The 13,103-nt window shown below is 71.4% G+C and carries 14 protein-coding genes; 11 read left to right on the top strand and 3 right to left on the bottom strand.

Annotation, left to right across the window (positions count from 1 at the left end; genetic code table 11):
* The first annotated feature begins 8 nt into the window (after positions 1–8).
* The 7 genes from ybeY (at position 9) to era (ending at position 6,274) form a co-directional block, all read left to right on the top strand.
* A complete protein-coding gene (gene ybeY / locus D581_RS0132035) occupies positions 9–506 on the top strand; it encodes an rRNA maturation RNase YbeY (RefSeq protein WP_003969265.1) in 498 nt (165 codons plus the stop codon).
* Positions 503–1,801: a hemolysin family protein gene (locus D581_RS0132030; RefSeq protein ID WP_018961207.1), complete on the top strand. Its 1,299-nt coding sequence runs from the start codon at positions 503–505 to the stop codon at positions 1,799–1,801. The genes ybeY and D581_RS0132030 overlap by 4 nt, the downstream gene beginning before the upstream one ends.
* On the top strand, positions 1,798–2,151 hold the full coding sequence (locus tag D581_RS0132025) for an MmcQ/YjbR family DNA-binding protein (RefSeq protein ID WP_018961206.1): 354 nt from the start codon (positions 1,798–1,800) through the stop codon (positions 2,149–2,151). The genes D581_RS0132030 and D581_RS0132025 overlap by 4 nt, the downstream gene beginning before the upstream one ends.
* 153 nt (positions 2,152–2,304) lie before the next feature.
* Positions 2,305–2,658 carry a cytidine deaminase gene (locus D581_RS0132020; RefSeq protein ID WP_018961205.1) on the top strand — a complete coding sequence of 118 codons (354 nt, stop codon included), beginning with the start codon at positions 2,305–2,307 and terminating at the stop codon, positions 2,656–2,658.
* 146 nt (positions 2,659–2,804) lie between these two features.
* The gene (locus tag D581_RS0132015) at positions 2,805–4,151 is read left to right on the top strand and encodes a WxL domain-containing protein (protein WP_078625982.1); all 1,347 of its coding nucleotides are present in this window, start codon (positions 2,805–2,807) and stop codon (positions 4,149–4,151) included.
* Between the two features lie 120 nt (positions 4,152–4,271).
* Positions 4,272–5,216, top strand: a complete 945-nt coding sequence (locus D581_RS0132010; protein WP_018961203.1) for a WxL protein peptidoglycan domain-containing protein — start codon at positions 4,272–4,274, stop codon at positions 5,214–5,216.
* Between the two features lie 83 nt (positions 5,217–5,299).
* Positions 5,300–6,274: a GTPase Era gene (era, locus tag D581_RS0132005; RefSeq protein WP_018961202.1), complete on the top strand. Its 975-nt coding sequence runs from the start codon at positions 5,300–5,302 to the stop codon at positions 6,272–6,274.
* Between the two features lie 25 nt (positions 6,275–6,299).
* On the opposite strand, the gene D581_RS0132000 is transcribed toward era, so the two are convergent.
* Both D581_RS0132000 and D581_RS0131995 read right to left on the bottom strand, forming a co-directional pair.
* Positions 6,300–6,566, bottom strand: a complete 267-nt coding sequence (locus D581_RS0132000) for a protealysin inhibitor emfourin (RefSeq protein WP_018961201.1) — start codon at positions 6,564–6,566, stop codon at positions 6,300–6,302.
* A gap of 95 nt (positions 6,567–6,661) precedes the next feature.
* The gene (locus D581_RS0131995; protein ID WP_018961200.1) at positions 6,662–7,747 is read right to left on the bottom strand and encodes a M4 family metallopeptidase; all 1,086 of its coding nucleotides are present in this window, start codon (positions 7,745–7,747) and stop codon (positions 6,662–6,664) included.
* 289 nt (positions 7,748–8,036) lie between these two features.
* Between D581_RS0131995 and leuA the strand changes: the two genes are divergently transcribed.
* From leuA to D581_RS0131975, 4 genes are all read left to right on the top strand, one after another.
* Positions 8,037–9,842: a 2-isopropylmalate synthase gene (gene leuA, locus D581_RS0131990; RefSeq protein WP_018961199.1), complete on the top strand. Its 1,806-nt coding sequence runs from the start codon at positions 8,037–8,039 to the stop codon at positions 9,840–9,842.
* Positions 9,843–10,057: 215 nt separating this feature from the next.
* A complete protein-coding gene (locus D581_RS0131985) occupies positions 10,058–10,762 on the top strand; it encodes a TerB family tellurite resistance protein (protein ID WP_018961198.1) in 705 nt (234 codons plus the stop codon).
* A 67-nt stretch (positions 10,763–10,829) separates the two neighbouring features.
* Positions 10,830–11,576 carry a DNA repair protein RecO gene (gene recO, locus D581_RS0131980; RefSeq protein ID WP_018961197.1) on the top strand — a complete coding sequence of 249 codons (747 nt, stop codon included), beginning with the start codon at positions 10,830–10,832 and terminating at the stop codon, positions 11,574–11,576.
* A 123-nt stretch (positions 11,577–11,699) separates the two neighbouring features.
* Positions 11,700–12,545: an isoprenyl transferase gene (locus D581_RS0131975; protein ID WP_018961196.1), complete on the top strand. Its 846-nt coding sequence runs from the start codon at positions 11,700–11,702 to the stop codon at positions 12,543–12,545.
* Between the two features lie 102 nt (positions 12,546–12,647).
* Here the strand turns inward: D581_RS0131975 and D581_RS0131970 are convergent, their stop codons facing one another.
* Positions 12,648–13,082, bottom strand: a complete 435-nt coding sequence (locus tag D581_RS0131970) for a Fur family transcriptional regulator (protein ID WP_003969280.1) — start codon at positions 13,080–13,082, stop codon at positions 12,648–12,650.
* Between the last annotated feature and the right edge of the window lie 21 nt (positions 13,083–13,103).

Raw genomic sequence — 13,103 nt, 5'->3', positions numbered from 1 at the left:
AGCGCACCATGTCGATCGACGTCAACAACGAGTCCGGAACCGAGGTCGACGAGCAGGCGATCCTCGACATCGCCCGCTACGCACTGGCCCGGATGCGGATCCACCCGCTGTCCGAGCTCTCGGTGATCGTGGTGGACACCGACGCCATGGAGCAGCTGCACATCCAGTGGATGGACCTCCCCGGTCCGACCGATGTCATGTCCTTCCCGATGGACGAGCTGCGTCCGCCGGCCAAGGACGACGAGGAGCCCCCGCAGGGACTCCTCGGTGACATCGTGCTCTGCCCGGAGGTCGCGAAGAAGCAGGGCGAAGAGGCCCCGACGCAGCACTCCATGGACGAGGAGCTCCAGCTCCTGACCGTCCACGGAGTGCTGCACCTGCTGGGGTACGACCACGAGGAGCCGGACGAGAAGGCCGAGATGTTCGGTCTCCAGGCCGCCATCGTGGACGGCTGGCGCGGGGAGCACGGGCTCACCGGCGCGTCCCCCGCCCCCACCGTCTCGTGAGCGCGCCCCTGATCATCGGGGCCGTGCTGCTGGTCGTCGGCGGCTGGCTGGCCGCCTGCGCGGAGGCCGGTATCGCCCGCACCTCCAGCTTCCGGGCGGACGAGGCGGTCCGGTCCGGCCGGCGCGGCAGCGCGAAGCTGGCGCAGATCGCGGCCGACCCGACCCGCTATCTCAACGTCGCCCTGCTGGTGCGGGTCGCCTGCGAGATGTCCGCCGGGGTCCTCGTCACCTACGCCTGCCTCCAGGAGCTGCCCGAGACCTGGGAGGCGCTGGCCGTCGCGATGGGCGTGATGGTGCTCGTCAGCTACGTCGCCATCGGCGTCTCCCCGCGCACCATCGGCCGCCAGCACCCGCTGAACACGGCCACGGCGTCCGCGTACGTCCTGCTGCCGCTGGCCAGGATCATGGGGCCGGTCCCGCAGCTGCTGATCCTCGTCGGCAACGCGCTGACCCCCGGCAAGGGGTTCCGCAAGGGGCCGTTCGCCAGCGAGGCCGAGCTGCGCGCCATGGTCGACCTCGCCGAGGCGGAGTCGCTCATCGAGGACGACGAGCGCCGCATGGTGCACTCGGTCTTCGAGCTGGGCGACACCCTGGTCCGCGAGGTCATGGTGCCGCGCACCGACCTCGTCTCCATCGAGCGCTACAAGACGATCCGCCAGGCCCTCACCCTCGCCCTGCGCTCCGGCTTCTCCCGGATCCCGGTCACCGGCGAGAACGAGGACGACGTCGTCGGGATCGTGTACCTCAAGGACCTGGTCCGCAAGACGCACATCAACCGCGAGTCCGAGGCCGACCCGGTCTCCACCGCGATGCGCCCCGCCGCCTTCGTCCCCGACACCAAGAACGCCGGGGACCTGCTGCGCGAGATGCAGCGGGACCGCAGCCACGTCGCGGTCGTCATCGACGAGTACGGCGGCACCGCGGGCATCGTCACCATCGAGGACATCCTGGAGGAGATCGTCGGCGAGATCACCGACGAGTACGACCGGGAGCTGCCGCCCGTCCAGGAGCTGGGGGGCGGCTGCTACCGGGTCACGGCCCGGCTCGACATCGGGGACCTCGGCGACCTCTTCGACCTCGACGAGTACGACGACGAGGACGTGGAGACCGTCGGCGGCCTGCTGGCCAAGGCGCTCGGCCGGGTTCCGATCGCCGGCGCGTCCGCGGCCGTCGAGCTGCCCGACGGCCGCAGGCTCCGGCTCACCGCGGAATCCCCCGCGGGCCGCCGGAACAAGATCGTCACGGTGCTCGTGGAGCCGGAGCACCAGGAGACCGAGGAGAAGGAAGCCGAATGACACCGGAGCGGCTGCGGGCCTTCTGCCTGGAGTTCAACGCGAGCGTGGAGGAGTTCCCGTTCGGCCCGGAGATCTCCGTCTTCAAGGTGCTCGGCAAGATGTTCGCGCTCACCACGCTGGACGGGCGGCCCCTCACCGTCAACCTCAAGTGCGATCCCGACGAGGCGATCCGGCTGCGCGAGACGCACCCCGCGATCGTGCCCGGCTGGCACATGAGCAAGCGCCACTGGAACACGGTCACCGTCTCCGGCATCCCCGACCGGCTGCTGCGCGAGCTGGTCGAGGACTCCTACGACCTGGTGGTCGCCGGACTCCCGAAGGCGGAGCGGCTGCGGCTGGACCGGCCGTAGGGAACGCGTGTACGCGTACGGTGCCGGGGCGGCCGGTCCGGGCCGGCCGGACGCTCCCGGTGACCGGGGCCACCTGTGCGGGCCCGCTGGGTCCTCCGTGGCCCCGCCGGGGGTGACCTGCGCGGGCCCCCGCCCGCTTCGTATGCTCGTGCCATGACCGACACCACGGAGCTCGACGCCGAGGACCGCAAGATCGTCACCCTGGCGCGCAGCGCCCGTGCCCGCAACGGGGTGCCCGAGGGCGCGGCCGTACGGGACGAGACGGGACGTACGTATGTCGCGGGCACGGTGGCGCTGGATTCGCTGAAGCTCAGCGCCTTGCAGACCGCCGTCGCCATGGCGGTGGCCAGCGGCGCCACCTCGCTGGAGGCGGCGGCTGTCGTCTCCGCCGCCGAGACGCCCTCGGACGACGACCGGGCCGCGGTGCGGGACCTCGGCGGACCCGACACTCCGGTGCTGCTCGCGGGCCCGGACGGCACGCTGCGGATCCGCGTCACGGCGGGCTGATCCCGCCGCCGATCATGCCACTATCTGATGGGCCATCAGTCACCGCGTTTCGTCTGCATTGACTTCTTTTTCGCCCGGGTCATCAATGGCCCCCTGCCGGTACGGAAGAGCCGCCGTACCGCTTCCCGCAGGAGGGCACCAAATTCATGCGACCGACCATGCGAAGATCCACCGAACCGCGGCGCCGCTGGGCCGCCGCCCTGGGCATCACCGCACTCGTCGTCACCGGGGGAGGGCTGCTCGGGGGCCCGGCGCAGGCCGCCGCGACGGCCTCCGTCGCGGTGGACTTCCCCACCCACTGCATCCCGCCGCCCATCGCGGGCATCCCGCCCATCGACGGCACCACGACGGCGCAGATCACCGTCGACGACGCGACCCCGCAGGTCGGCGACACCGTCGCCGTGACCTACACCGTGGTCGTGCCCGCCGCCAGCAACCCGGTCGACCTGGCCCTGCCCGCCGACATCATGACGCCGACCGGGAAGGTCACCCTCGGCGGTGCGCAGAGCGGTGACGTCACCGTCGCGGGGCCCAAGAAGAACCCTCCGGTCCCCGGCAAGGGCGCCTTCCCGTCGTTCTCCATGACGGGCACGTTCACCGTCACCGCACCCGGCGCGATCACCCTGTCGCCCGGCGACTACAACATCCACACCAGCTACATCATGGAGCTGGACACCCCCTGCACGGTGACGGGCCCGCCCGCCCCCGTGTCGGAGACGGTCGTCGCCACCGGCGGCGGCCAGGTCAACGAACGGACCGTCCGGCTCTCGGCCGCCTCCGGGGCGGCGGGCGACGAGGTCACCGTCACCGGCACGAAGTTCACCCCGGGCGCGGGCATCACCGTGGCGGGCCGCGACGGCGACGCGCAGACCGGGGACACCGCCACGGCCACCGCCGACGGATCCGGGGCCTTCACCGCCCGGCTCGCCGTCAGCGACCCGGCCACCACCGGCGTCGTCGCCTACGAGGGCGGCGCCTGGGACGCGGCGAAGGGCGCCGGACCGCTGGCGTACACCGTCACCGGGGGCGGCGAGATCCCCGACGGCAGCCAGCAGCTCACCACGACCGTCCGGGCGGGCACCCTCTCCATGACCCAGGCCGGCGACAGCGTCCAGCTGTCCGGGGTCGACTTCGGCCGGGGCGGCGCCTCCACCGGCGACCTGCGCACGGTGACCGTCGAGGACTTCCGCGGCGGCCCCGCCGGCTGGTCCCTCACCGGCAAGGTCACCGACTTCAAGGGCCCGGGCGGGGCGCGGATCAGCGCCGACGCTCTCGACTGGACCCCGTCCTGCGCCACGAAGCCCGGCAGCCCGAGCACCTGCGCGGCCGGCAGCGCCGGATCGGTCGGCAGCGCCGGGGCCACCCTGGCGTCCACGCCCGACGGGGCGGCCACCGGAGGGGAGTTCGCCGTCGACGCGGGGCTCTCCCTGGACGTGCCGGCCTTCACCGGGGCCGGTTCCTACGCGGGAGTGCTGACCCTCACGCTCACCTGAGGCGCCGACCCGCACCCGAGGCCCTCGGCCTCACCCCGAGGCACTCAGCCTCACCCCGTGGGCCGGGCGCGCACCCGGCCGGCCCACTCCACCCGGACGCGACCTTGGGGGTCCCGTACCGTGCGCAAGCTCCCCGTGCTCCTCCTGACGGCCGCCCTGCTGCTCCTCGGCACGCCCGCCGCCCACCCGGCGGACAACGGCAGCTGGTCCGTCCGGCCGGCCTCCGGCCCGTCCGGCGAACGACCCTCCCTCTACCTCTTCGCCGCCCCGGGCGCGACGCTCACCGACCGGGTCACCGTCACCAACAAGACCGCGAAGCCGCTGACCCTGCGGCTGTACGCGGCCGACGCCTACAACACCCCGCGCGACGGCGGTTTCGCGGTCCGCGACCGGAGCGAGAAGCAGCGCTCCGTCGGCGCCTGGGCCCGCACCGACCGGGACACCGTCACCGTGGGCCCCAAGGCCTCGGTCACCGTGCCCCTGACCATCACCGTCCCGGAGAACGCCGAGCCCGGCGACCACCCCGGCGCCCTGATCGCCCTGGACGAACGCGTCGAGGCCACCCGCCGCGGCGCCCTGGCCGTCGGGGTCCGCAGAGCCGTCGGCGCCCGGATCCACCTGCGGGTGAACGGGCCCACCGTCCCCGCTCTCTCCGTCGAGGACATCCGGATCGAGCAGGACCGCCCCCTGGTCCCGGGTACCGGCACGAGCCGCGCCGTCATCTCGTACACCCTGCACAACCGGGGCAACGTCACCCTCGCCCCCGCCGTAGCCCTGCGCGCCGAGGGTCTCTTCGGCCGGACCCTGCTGAAACGCGGCCTGACGAAGCTGCCCGCCGAGCTGCTGCCCCGCCAGCAGGTCCGGCTGACCGAGACCTGGGACGGGGCGCCGCAGCTGGACCGGGCCGAGGTCGAACTCACCGCCACCGCGAAGGGCACCCGGGAGTCGGCGGCCGTCACGTTCGTGGCCGTGCCGTGGCTCGTCGCCGGGGTGCTGGCCGTGCTCGTCGCCGCCGGAGGGGCCCTGTGGGCACGGGCCCGCCGACGCCGTACCCGTACGGACTGAGACGCCGTACCCGTACGGACTGAGGCGGCCGTGACCGGTCTCGCGCGGCCCACTGTGCTCCGGCGCCGCCGGGATCGGGGAGAATGGTCGCCATGAGCGCTCGACCGAACCAAGAATCCGCTGCCGCGCAAGCGGAGACCACCTCCCCCCACCGGGCCGGCTTCGCCTGCTTCGTGGGCCGCCCCAACGCGGGCAAGTCCACCCTCACGAACGCTCTCGTCGGTCAGAAGGTGGCGATCACCTCCAACCGCCCCCAGACCACGCGGCACACGGTGCGCGGCATCGTGCACCGTGACGACGCGCAGCTGATCCTGGTCGACACCCCCGGCCTCCACAAGCCGCGCACCCTCCTGGGCGAGCGGCTCAACGACGTCGTGCGGACCACCTGGGCCGAGGTCGACGTCATCGGCTTCTGCCTGCCCGCCGACCAGAAGCTCGGCCCCGGCGACAAGTACATCGTCAAGGAGCTCGCGGGGATCAAGAAGACCCCCAAGATCGCCATCATCACCAAGACCGACCTGGTCGAGTCGAAGGCGCTGGCCGAACAGCTCCTCGCGATCTCCGCGCTCGCCGACGAGCTGGGCTTCGAGTGGGCCGAGATCATCCCGGTCTCGGCGGTCAAGGACCAGCAGGTGAGCCTGCTCGCCGACCTCATCGCCCCGCTGCTCCCCGTGAGCCCGCCGCTCTACCCGGAGGGCGACCTCACCGACGAGCCGGAGATGGTCATGGTCGCGGAGCTGATCCGCGAGGCGGCGCTGGAGGGCGTACGCGACGAGCTGCCGCACTCCATCGCGGTCGTCGTCGAGGAGATGCTGCCGCGCACGGACCGCCCGGCGGACAAGCCGCTGCTGGACATCCACGCCAACGTCTACATCGAGCGCCCCAGCCAGAAGGGCATCATCATCGGCCCGAAGGGCCAGCGGCTGAAGGACGTCGGCACCAAGTCCCGCAAGCACATCGAGGCACTGCTCGGCACGCCGGTCTTCCTGGACCTGCACGTGAAGGTCGCCAAGGACTGGCAGCGCGATCCCAAGCAGCTGCGGAAGCTCGGGTTCTAGCGTTCGTACGGCACGGGTGCCGATCTCACGCGCCCTCCTTGAGGACGCGTGAGATCAGCGTGCGCTGCGCCCCGGTCAGATCGGGGTCAGCGCAGTACACGGTGCGGTCGCCGACGGTGATCTCGTACCGGAAGCCGTCCGGTACGCCGGTCGGCGGGGTGTCCCGCGCGGAGTCGAGCGCCTCCTCGGCGAGCGCGTGCCACTCGGCGGCGTCCGCCCGGCCCTCGGTGTCGACCTCATGGCGGCGGGCGATGCCGGCGAAACCGCCGGTCCGGCTGACCTGAATACGCATGGGGTCCTGTCTATCGGGGGCCGTGCGGGCGCTCAACCCCGCCTGCCGGAGCGGCGGCTGTCCGCCGCCTCGTGGCCGTCTCCTCGGCGGCCGGGTCAGGCCCGGGTCGGAACGCCCACCTCCGACCAGGCCTTCAGGACCGCCTCCCGCTCCTCCGCCGCGCCGAAGCGGTCGCCCGCCGCCGCGACCGTCAGCCGGGCGAACTCCGCGAAGTCCGCGTTCGCCGTCAGCTCGCCGCCGGTCAGCACGTCGAACCAGATCTGCCCGGCACGCTCCCAGGAGTTGCCGCCGAGCGCGGTGGCCAGGAGGTGGAATGCCCGGTTGGGAATGCCGGAGTTGAGGTGGACCCCGCCGTTGTCCTCCTCCGTCTCGATGTAGTCCGCCATGGAGCCCGGCTGCGGGTCCTTGCCGAGGACGTCGTCGTCGTACGCCGTGCCCGGGGCCTTCATCGAGCGCAGCGCGTCCCCGCTGACCCGGGGCGCCAGCAGGCCGGCCCCGATCAGCCAGTCGGCCTGCTCCGCGCTCTGGCCCAGCGAGTACTGCTTCACCAGCGAGCCGAAGACGTCGGACACCGACTCGTTGAGCGCGCCCGACTGGCCCTCGTAGCGCAGGTTGGCGGTGTGCTGGGTCAGGCCGTGGGCCAGCTCGTGGGCGATCACGTCGACCGCGACGGTGAAGTCGAGGAAGATCTCGCCGTCTCCGTCCCCGAAGACCATCTGCTCGCCGTCGAAGAACGCGTTGTTGTACTCCTCGCCGTAGTGCACGGAGCCGATCAGCGGCAGCCCCTTGCCGTCGATCGAGCTGCGCCCGTACGCCGAGAGCAGCAGCTCGAAGGTGGCGCCGAGGCCGGCGTACGCGCGGTTGACGCTGGCGTCCGAGGTGGGCTTGTCGCCCTCGTCGCGGACCAGGCGGCCGGGCAGGGTGGTGCCGTTCTCGCAGTCGTACAGGGTGCGGTGGGGCTTGGTGGGGACCGCGCTCACGCCGGGGGTGCTCGGGACCGCGGCGAGGGCCGTCGTACGGCGGCGGTCGCGGCGGAGTCCGTCGGCCGCCAGGGTGCGGCGGGCCGGATCGGCGAGCCGGGCGTCGGCTGACCGGGACAGGTGGTCCAGGACATGGGGCGGAACGATGGTGCAGAAGACGGGGTGGAGACGGTGGAGATCGCTGTCGGTTCGAAGGTGCATAAAAAGACTGTGGCACTCCGTCACGGCTCTGTCACTGGTTGCGACGATGATTGACGAAATGGAGTGATGAGTCACTGTTTACTCGTCATCGATGCCCGGTCCCGCATACTGATACGGACCGACGCCACGGGCCACACTCGGTTACGATCGTCGCATCATGCGTTTCGGGCTGCTTCTCCTTAGCTGCCGCGGCGAGGGCCTGTAGTCGTAGGCCGACCCCCTCCCCGCGGAGTCTGGTGCTGCAGCGACACAGTCGGCCGACCCCCGCTGGACCGAGGAGCCCTACGCCATGACCACCGTGATTCCTGCCGGTAATCCCGTGAATCCCGACCGTGATTCCGTCGGCCGCCCCACCCCGATCACCAACGCGACGCAGTTCCAGAAGCCGTCCGGCATGCCCGTCCACAAGTACCGCGGCTACGAGACCGTGGACATCGCCGACCGCACCTGGCCCGACAACCGGATCACCGTCGCGCCCCGTTGGCTCTCCACCGATCTGCGCGACGGCAACCAGGCGCTGATCGACCCGATGTCCCCGGCGCGCAAGCGCGAGATGTTCGACCTGCTGGTCGCGATGGGCTACAAGGAGATCGAGGTCGGCTTCCCGTCCTCCGGCGAGACCGACTTCAACTTCGTACGCTCCATCATCGAAGAGGGCGCGATCCCTGATGACGTGACGATCTCCGTCCTGACGCAGGCCCGCGAGGAGCTGATCGAGCGCACCGTGGAGTCGCTGGTCGGCGCCCACCGGGCCACCGTCCACCTGTACAACGCCACCGCCCCGACCTTCCGCCGCGTCGTCTTCCGCGGCTCGCGCGAGGAGGTCAAGCAGATCGCGGTGGACGGCACCCGGCTGGTCATGGAGTACGCCGAGAAGATCCTGGGCCCGGAGACGACCTTCGGCTACCAGTACAGCCCGGAGATCTTCACCGACACCGAGCTGGACTTCGCCCTGGAGGTCTGCGAGGCGGTCTGTGACGTCTGGCAGCCGGAGGAGGGTCGCGAGATCATCCTCAACCTGCCCGCCACCGTGGAGCGTTCGACGCCCTCGACCCACGCGGACCGCTTCGAATGGATGTCCCGCAACCTGACCCGCCGCGAGTTCGTCTGCCTGTCGGTCCACCCGCACAACGACCGGGGCACCGCCGTCGCCGCCGCCGAGCTGGCCATCATGGCCGGCGCCGACCGTATCGAGGGGTGCCTCTTCGGCCAGGGCGAGCGCACCGGCAACGTCGACCTGGTCACCCTGGGCATGAACCTCTTCTCCCAGGGCGTCGACCCGCAGATCGACTTCTCGCAGATCGACGAGATCCGCCGCACCAGCGAGTACTGCAACCAGATGGAGATCCACCCGCGCCACCCCTACGCGGGCGATCTGGTCTACACCGCCTTCTCCGGCTCCCACCAGGACGCCATCAAGAAGGGCTTCGACGCCATGGAGCGGGACGCCGCCGCCCAGGGGAAGACCGTCGACGACATCGAGTGGGCCGTGCCGTACCTGCCGATCGACCCGAAGGACGTCGGCCGCTCCTACGAGGCCGTCATCCGGGTCAACTCGCAGTCCGGCAAGGGCGGTATCGCCTACGTCCTGAAGAACGACCACAAGCTGGACCTGCCGCGCCGGATGCAGATCGAGTTCTCCCGGATCATTCAGGCCAAGACCGACGCCGAGGGCGGCGAGGTCACCCCGGGCCAGATCTGGACCACCTTCCAGGACGAGTACCTGCCGAACGCGGAGAACGCTGTGGCTCGATGGGGCCGCGTCCAGCTCCGCTCCGGCCAGACCACCACCGACACCGACGGCCGGGACACCCTGACCGTCGAGGCCACCGTCGACGGCGCGGACACCGTGCTGAGCGGTACGGGCAACGGCCCGATCTCCGCGTTCTTCGAAGCGCTGCAGGCCATCGGCATCGACGCCCGGCTGCTGGACTACACCGAGCACACGATGAGCGAGGGCGCCAGCGCCCAGGCCGCCTCGTACATCGAGTGCGCGATCGACGGCAAGGTCCTCTGGGGCATCGGCATCGACGCCAACACCACCCGCGCCTCGCTCAAGGCGGTCGTCTCGGCGGTCAACCGCGCGGCCCGCTGACCCGGTCGGCCCTTTCGCGTACCCCACGTCGTACGGACGTCCGGTTCGACCCCGTACGACGGCATTGACGGACCCCGACCGCCCGCTCCGGGTGGTCGGGGTTCGGCCATATCCGGGGGTTGTGACGTCCCAGAGGCTGACGCCGCCTCGCGTGTGTGGCTAACATCACGTCCAACACACGGCAATGTTGCCGGAGCGTCACGGAGGTGTGCGACGTGCGGTCAGCCAAAGGACAACGCGCTCTGAGGCCGGTCCTCTGCGGCGTTCGCACCATCTGGGACGCCGTCGGCGACGGCGCCTTCTTCTGCCCCGGCTGCGGGGGAGACCGCAACTACCGCCGGCTCACCGGTCGCCGCCGCCTCACCGTCCTCGGCGTCCCGCTGGTCGGCAGGGGCGAGACCGAGCCCGTCGTCGAGTGCGCCGCCTGCCTCGCCCACTACGCCCCCGAGGCGCTGGACCACCCCACCACGACCCGGTTCTCGGCGATGCTCCGCGAGGCCGTCCACACCGTCACCCTGGCCGTCCTCGCCGCCGGGGGCACCACCTCCCGCACGGTCCTGGAGGCCGCCGTCGCCACCGTGCGCGACGCCGGGCTCGACGACTGCACCCAGGAGCAGCTGTTCACCGTCGTCGAGGTGCTGGCCGCCGACACCGGGCAGGGCTCCGGTTCCGACCCGGCCGCCGAGGCCTGCGGCCCGACCCTCGCCATCGAGCTGCACGAGGTGCTGGCCCCGCTCGCCCCGCACCTGGCCACCGCCGGCCGCGAGTCCGTCCTCCTCCAGGGCGCCAGGATCGCGCTGGCCGACGGGCCCTACCGCACCGCCGAGCGACAGGTCCTGACCACGGTCGGCAGCGCCCTCCAGCTCCCCGCCGACGACACCGCCCGCCTGCTGGCGGCAGCCGCCCGTACGCCTTCGTAGAGCCTCCCGGCCTCCCTTCGTCGCCGGCCCGCCACGGGCCCGACCCCAGGTGGGCGACAATGGGCCCATGAGCTTGTTCCGGGACGACGGCATCGTGCTGCGTACGCAGAAACTGGGCGAGGCCGACCGGATCATCACGATCCTGACCCGCGGCCACGGCCGGGTGCGGGCCGTCGCCCGAGGGGTGCGCCGCACCAAATCCAAGTTCGGCGCCCGCCTGGAGCCCTTCTCCCACGTCGACGTGCAGTTCTTCGCGCGCGGCAGCGAGCTGGTCGGCCGCGGCCTGCCGCTCTGCACCCAGAGCGAGACGATCGCCCCCTACGGCGGCGGGATCGTCGCCGACTACGCCCGCTACACGGCGGGCACCGCGATGCTGGAGACCGCCGAGCGGTTCACCGACCACGAGGGCGAACCGGCCGTCCAGCAGTATCTGCTGCTCGTCGGCGGCCTGCGCACCCTCGCCCGGGGCGAGCACGCCCCCCACCTGATCCTGGACGCGTTCCTGCTGCGCTCGCTCGCGGTCAACGGGTACGCGCCCAGCTTCGAGGACTGCGCCAAGTGCGGACTGCCGGGTCCGAACCGGTTCTTCTCCGTCGCGGCGGGGGGCGTCATATGCGGTGACTGCCGGGTCCCCGGCAGCGTCGTACCCTCGGCACAGGCCCTGGCCCTGCTGAGCGCGCTGCTCAGCGGCGACTGGGCGACGGCGGACGCGTGCGAGGCGCGTCATGTCAGGGAGGGGAGCGGGCTGGTGTCCGCCTATCTGCACTGGCATCTGGAGCGCGGCCTGCGCTCGCTGCGGTACGTCGAGAAGTGACGCGGTGCGTCGGGCAGACGGCGCGGTGCGTCGAGAAGTGAAGCGGTACGCGGAGAAGTGACGCGGTGCGTCGGGCAGACGGCGCGGTGCGTGGAGAAGTGACACAGGGAGACTGAGAAGCTCATGGCAGTACGCGGGATCCTCGGCGGCCGTAACCGGCGCACGTACAAGACCCCCGAGCCGCACCCCACGGGCGCGACGCCTCCGAAGATCCCCGGCGAGCTGGTGCCCCAGCACGTCGCCGTCGTGATGGACGGCAACGGCCGCTGGGCGAAGGAGCGGGGTCTCCCGCGCACCGAGGGCCACAAGGTCGGTGAGGGCGTCGTCATGGACGTTCTCAAGGGCTGTATCGAGATGGGCGTGAAGAACCTCTCGCTGTACGCCTTCTCCACGGAGAACTGGAAGCGCTCGCCGGACGAGGTGAAGTTCCTGATGAACTTCAACCGCGACGTGATCCGCCGCCGCCGCGACGAGATGGACGAGCTCGGCATCCGCATCCGCTGGGTGGGCCGCATGCCCAAGCTGTGGAAGTCCGTCGTCCAGGAGCTCCAGGTCGCCCAGGAGCAGACCAAGGACAACGACAGGATGACGTTGTACTTCTGCGTCAACTACGGCGGCCGCGCCGAGATCGCGGACGCAGCGCAGCGCATCGCCCAGGACGTGGCGGCCGGGAAGCTCGACCCGTCCAAGGTCAACGAGAAGACGTTCGCGAAGTACACGTACTACCCGGACATGCCGGACGTGGACCTCTTCGTGCGCCCCAGCGGCGAGCAGCGCACCTCGAATTACCTGATCTGGCAGAGCGCGTACGCCGAGATGGTCTTCCAGGACGTTCTCTGGCCGGATTTCGACCGTCGGGACCTGTGGCGGGCCTGCCTGGAGTACGCCCAGCGCGACCGCCGCTTCGGCGGGGCGGAGGCGGTGGAGGCGGCGAAGGCGGCGAAGGCCGCTGAGGCCGCCAAGAAGTGACACCGTCCCGACGCGGAAATCGGCGCGAAAAGTGACGTGAAAGAGGCGGGCCCCGGACGTGTACAATGTCCGGGGCCCGCCTCTTCTCGTTCGTTTCGCCCGTTACGCCTTGCTCGCGGCGCACTCCGCGCAGGTGCCGAACACCTCGACGGTGTGCGCGACGTTCACATAGCCGTGCTGGGCGGCGATCATCTCGGCCCACTGCTCGACGGCCGGGCCCTCGACCTCCACCGCCTTGCCGCAGAGCCGGCAGACCAGGTGGTGGTGATGGTCGCCGGTCGAGCACCGCCGGTAGACGGACTCGCCCTCGGCGGTGCGCAGGACATCGACCTCACCCGCGTCGGCGAGGGACTGCAAGGTCCGGTAGACCGTCGTCAGGCCCACGGAGTCGCCGCGGTGCTTGAGGACGTCGTGCAGCTCCTGGGCGCTGCGGAACTCGTCGACCTCGTCGAGCGCCGCCGCCACCGCCGCCCGCTGCCGGGTGGACCGGCCGCGTACCGGCGCTGCGTTCGTGCCACTGATCGGCGCCGTGGCCACAGCTGCCTCCTCGTGTCGCCC

The sequence above is a fragment of the Streptomyces sp. CNB091 genome, from assembly GCF_000377965.1.
The sequence above is the reverse complement of the archived record's forward strand: the minus strand, read 5'-3'. Positions and strand labels throughout refer to the sequence as shown.

What these genes read in the sequence shown, in the direction of transcription:
- D581_RS0132000 (WP_018961201.1), bottom strand. Translation starts at nt 6,566, where the DNA reads ATGCGTATTCAGGTCAGCCGGACCGGCGGTTTCGCCGGCATCGCCCGC.
- ybeY (WP_003969265.1), top strand. Translation starts at nt 9, where the DNA reads ATGTCGATCGACGTCAACAACGAGTCCGGAACCGAGGTCGACGAGCAG.
- D581_RS0132025 (WP_018961206.1), top strand. Translation starts at nt 1,798, where the DNA reads ATGACACCGGAGCGGCTGCGGGCCTTCTGCCTGGAGTTCAACGCGAGC.
- D581_RS0131975 (WP_018961196.1), top strand. Translation starts at nt 11,700, where the DNA reads ATGGCAGTACGCGGGATCCTCGGCGGCCGTAACCGGCGCACGTACAAG.
- D581_RS0132020 (WP_018961205.1), top strand. Translation starts at nt 2,305, where the DNA reads ATGACCGACACCACGGAGCTCGACGCCGAGGACCGCAAGATCGTCACC.
- era (WP_018961202.1), top strand. Translation starts at nt 5,300, where the DNA reads ATGGTCGCCATGAGCGCTCGACCGAACCAAGAATCCGCTGCCGCGCAA.
- D581_RS0132015 (WP_078625982.1), top strand. Translation starts at nt 2,805, where the DNA reads ATGCGACCGACCATGCGAAGATCCACCGAACCGCGGCGCCGCTGGGCC.
- recO (WP_018961197.1), top strand. Translation starts at nt 10,830, where the DNA reads ATGAGCTTGTTCCGGGACGACGGCATCGTGCTGCGTACGCAGAAACTG.
- leuA (WP_018961199.1), top strand. Translation starts at nt 8,037, where the DNA reads ATGACCACCGTGATTCCTGCCGGTAATCCCGTGAATCCCGACCGTGAT.
- D581_RS0131995 (WP_018961200.1), bottom strand. Translation starts at nt 7,747, where the DNA reads ATGCACCTTCGAACCGACAGCGATCTCCACCGTCTCCACCCCGTCTTC.